Source organism: Burkholderia sp. Ac-20349, assembly GCF_017104865.1.
GTDB lineage: Bacteria > Pseudomonadota > Gammaproteobacteria > Burkholderiales > Burkholderiaceae > Burkholderia > Burkholderia aenigmatica.
In genome coordinates this window covers 1-3,630 of record NZ_JAAGPM010000274.1, presented here as the reverse complement: position 1 = coordinate 3,630, position 3,630 = coordinate 1, and the positions used below count along the sequence as shown (strand labels likewise).

The 3,630-nt window shown below is 69.3% G+C and carries 2 protein-coding genes and 1 pseudogene; all 3 read right to left on the bottom strand.

Going from position 1 to position 3,630, the window contains the following annotated elements; translation table 11 throughout:
* Positions 1-974: pseudogene (locus tag G3N61_RS38230) on the bottom strand (GAF domain-containing protein); the annotation flags it as partial.
* Positions 975-1,206: 232 nt separating this feature from the next.
* Positions 1,207-1,527, bottom strand: coding sequence for a high-potential iron-sulfur protein (locus G3N61_RS38225; protein WP_205825020.1), 321 nt, complete (start codon positions 1,525-1,527; stop codon positions 1,207-1,209).
* Between the two features lie 118 nt (positions 1,528-1,645).
* Positions 1,646-3,139, bottom strand: a complete 1,494-nt coding sequence (locus G3N61_RS38220; protein WP_205825019.1) for an aldehyde dehydrogenase family protein — start codon at positions 3,137-3,139, stop codon at positions 1,646-1,648.
* Positions 3,140-3,630 lie beyond the last annotated feature (491 nt).

Below are 3,630 nucleotides of genomic sequence, written 5' to 3'. Positions count from 1 at the left end.
GGCCCGCGTCCGCGCAACGCCGGCACCGCGGTTGCGCGCGGCAGGCGCAGCGCCTTGCAATGGAACGCGGCATCGACGCCTTCGACGCGCAGCATCCCGCCTTGCTCGGCGAACGCGACGAACGACGGCATGCGCGTGACCGCCGCGCTTTCGCAGCGGCGGCCGACGAGCGCGTCGCGCGCGGTGCCGAGCAGGTCGCACGCATGCGGGCTCGCGGCGACGATGCGGCCGTCTTCCGACACGGCAAGCACGCCGCTCCAGCTCGAACCGAGATACGCATGGCGCGGGTGGAACACGAGCACGACGTGCTCGGGGAAATAGACATCGAACAGGCGCGTCTCGATGTGCGTGGCCGCCGCGCTCATCAGCATCGACATGTCGTCGAGCGTGAGCGGCAGTTCGCCTTCGCGGGTGAGGTCGAGCACGCCGATCGGCTTGCCGTGCGGGTCGCACAGCGGCAGCGAGCGGCACGAGAAGCGGCTCAGCCGGCCGAGGAAATGCTCGCCGCTGTCGATCGCGACCGCGCGGCCTTCGACGAGCGCGGTGCCGAGTGCGTTCGTGCCGCGCAGCGATTCGCACCAGCTCGCGCCGGCGCGGATGTCGCCGATGCCGAGCGCGGCGAGCTGGCTCGCGTCGCCGTCGACCGACAGGATCGTTGCGCGCGCATCGGCCAGCAGGATCATCCCGTCGCGTCCGCAGCGCTCGGCGAGGAATTCGAGTTCGGGGGCGGCCGCGGCGAGCAGCAGGCGGTTCGCGTCGTGCAGCTCGTCGAGGTTGCAGAATTCATGCAGGTTCAGCCGCGCGTCGTCGTCCCAGCGCACGCCGTGATCGAGGCTGCGCCGCCACGACTGGTCGATTTCGATGCGCAGGCAACCCTGCGGCAGCACGCCGTCGGAACTGAGGCGCTCGCGAATCAGGCGGGTTGCCTGCAGCCGGTCCGGAAGTCGTTGGCCGGAAGGGAAGTAGTCTTGCACGTCGCCCCTCCTCAGGAGAATGTCGGGCCGTCCGATCCGGCGCGGCCGCACGCAAAAAGGCTCGGCGAGTCTGGCATAAGCCCGGGCATAAATCCATCCGGTCAAAAACCTAAGGCCCAGGCGGGGCGCGGCAGTGCGGGCGATTCGCGCGGGCGGGCGGACCGCAATCGACGTGCGTGACGGGGCGGCGTGCATGGCTCGAGGGCGTGCGGAATGCTTGCGGCGGCGGCGCTTACGTCCGCGGGTTGTACGCGTTGCACCAGCCGCCGTTCGCGACCCGTTTTCCGGCGAACAGCGGGCACGGTGCGTTCGGATCCGCGGCCTTGCCCTGGTACAAGCTGCAGCGGCCGCAGTCCTGGCCAGGGGTATAGCGCGCGAACGCGGCGCGGTTCACGTGAGCGGCGTCGGTGCGATAACCGAGCGCTTTCGCGACCGGATCGGTTTCGTCGAGCAGCGTCGGCGCGGCAGAGGCGGCGCGCGGCAGCGCGGCGGCCGACAGCAGGCCGGCCGCGGCGATCATGAAGGTACGGCGGGAAGCGGGGAGGCGGGGCATCGGGTGTCTCGTTATTGTTAACGTTTGGGAACATCGCAGCGGAATTCGAACACGGGCCGACCTGGGCGCCGCGCGATCGTGTCGCGCGGCGCGGGCGTCGCTCAGCTCGGCGACGCGATCACACGTTCATCAGCACCGATTTCAACTCGGTGTAATGCTCGATCGCGGCCGCGCCCATTTCGCGGCCGAAGCCCGACATCCGGTAGCCGCCGAACGGCAGCGCCGGATCGAGCGCGCTGTGGCAATTGACCCAGACCGAACCCGAGCGGATCTTCGGGATCATCCGGTGCGCGGCCGACAGGTTGTTGGTCCAGATGCTCGCGCCGAGCCCGTAGCGCGTGTCGTTCGCGAGGCGGATCGCGTCGTCGATCGTGTCGAACGGCATCGCGACCAGCACCGGCCCGAAGATTTCCTCCTGCACGAGCGGCCCTTTCTGGTCGACGTCGACGAGCACGGTCGGCTTCACGAAGAAGCCGGGGCCGTACGCTTCGCCGCCGCACGCGAGCTGCGCGCCCAGTTCGCGGCCGCGCTCGATGTAGCCGGCCACGCGCTGTTGCTGCTTTGCCGAAATCAGCGGGCCCATGTCGACCGACGGGTCGAGCGCGTTGCCGAGCTTCATGTTGCTCGCGATGCCCGCGATGTCGCCGACCACACGATCGAAGTGCTTGCGCTGCACGTACAGGCGCGAGCCCGCGCAGCACACCTGGCCGTGATTGAAGAAGATCGCGGTGGCCGCGCCCGCGGCCGCGACGGCCGGGTCCGCATCGTCGAACACGATCGTCGGCGACTTGCCGCCGAGCTCGAGCGTCACGCGCGTCATCGATTCCATCGCGGCCTTGCCGATCAGCTTGCCGACTTCGGTCGAGCCCGTGAACGTCAGCTTGTCGACGTCGGGGTGGTGCGCGAGCGCGGCGCCCGCTTCGACGCCGGTGCCGGTGACGACGTTGAACACGCCGGCCGGATAACCGGCTTCCTGCACGAGTTCCGCGAGCCGCAGGGCGGAGAGCGGCGTTTCGTCGGCCGGTTTCAGCACCATCGTGCAGCCCGTCGCGAGCGCGGGGCCGAGCTTCCAGCACGCGAGCAGCAGCGGGAAATTCCACGCGACGATCGCGCCGACCACGCCCACGGCCTCGCGCCGGATGAAGCCGTGGAACTGGCTGTCGGGCATCAGCGGCATCGACACGTCGACGGTCGCGCCTTCGATCTTGGTCGCCCAGCCGGCCATGTAGCGCAGGAAGTCGATCGACAGCTGCACGTCCATCGCGCGCGCGATCTGCGCGCTCTTGCCGTTGTTCACGCATTCGAGCTCGGCGAGCTGCTGCGCGTCGCGTTCGAGCAGATCCGCGAGACGCCACAGCAGGTTCTGCCGTTCGCGCGGCCGCATGCGGCTCCATGCGGAATCGTCGAACGCCTGGCGGGCGGCGCGGACCGCGCGGTCGACATCGGCCGCGCCGGAGGCCGGCACGCGACACAGCTCGTCGCCGGTCGCGGGGTTGTGGACGGTCAGGGTGGCGCCGCTTTCGGCGCCGCGCCACGTCTCGCCGATCAGCATCGACGGCGTGCGTGCGATGAACGACTGGGTTTGCGGAAGTAACGACAACGTTGCCTGCATGGAAGCTCCTCGCTCATCGGGGTTCGGGTGTCGAGGCGAAAAGCAGCTTCCATACCAACGTTGACGCGGCGGCCTGCATGCGCGCCGCGCACGCCATGCGGCGCGGGGCGCGCGGCGTGACGGCGCGCGATCGCGCACCCGTCCGGCGTCGCGCCGCGTCGGCCGAGTGGTGTCTCAATTTGAGAATCCGGATGCAACGTGAGACGCGACATGCGGCACGCGCGCGGCCGGCCGTCATGGCCACACCGCGGCAAAGGCGCGCGAATGCCGGTTTGGCGCGCCGGTTTGAATCGGGATTTTCCCGAGCGTTCGGCGGTAAAAGCGCGTGTTTTCCTTGTGGCAAACCCGACGTCGGCAATTGGCACGGCCTGTGCTTGAAGAGCATGAGACAAGCGCCGCAGCGCTGCAGGCCGGACGATTCGAGACCCCACGTAAAGGAGCAGAGCCTTGTTCAAGACTTTCATTCGACGCAGCCGGCCGCCCCGCGCGGA

What these genes read in the sequence shown, in the direction of transcription:
- G3N61_RS38225 (WP_205825020.1), bottom strand. Translation starts at nt 1,527, where the DNA reads ATGCCCCGCCTCCCCGCTTCCCGCCGTACCTTCATGATCGCCGCGGCC.
- G3N61_RS38220 (WP_205825019.1), bottom strand. Translation starts at nt 3,139, where the DNA reads ATGCAGGCAACGTTGTCGTTACTTCCGCAAACCCAGTCGTTCATCGCA.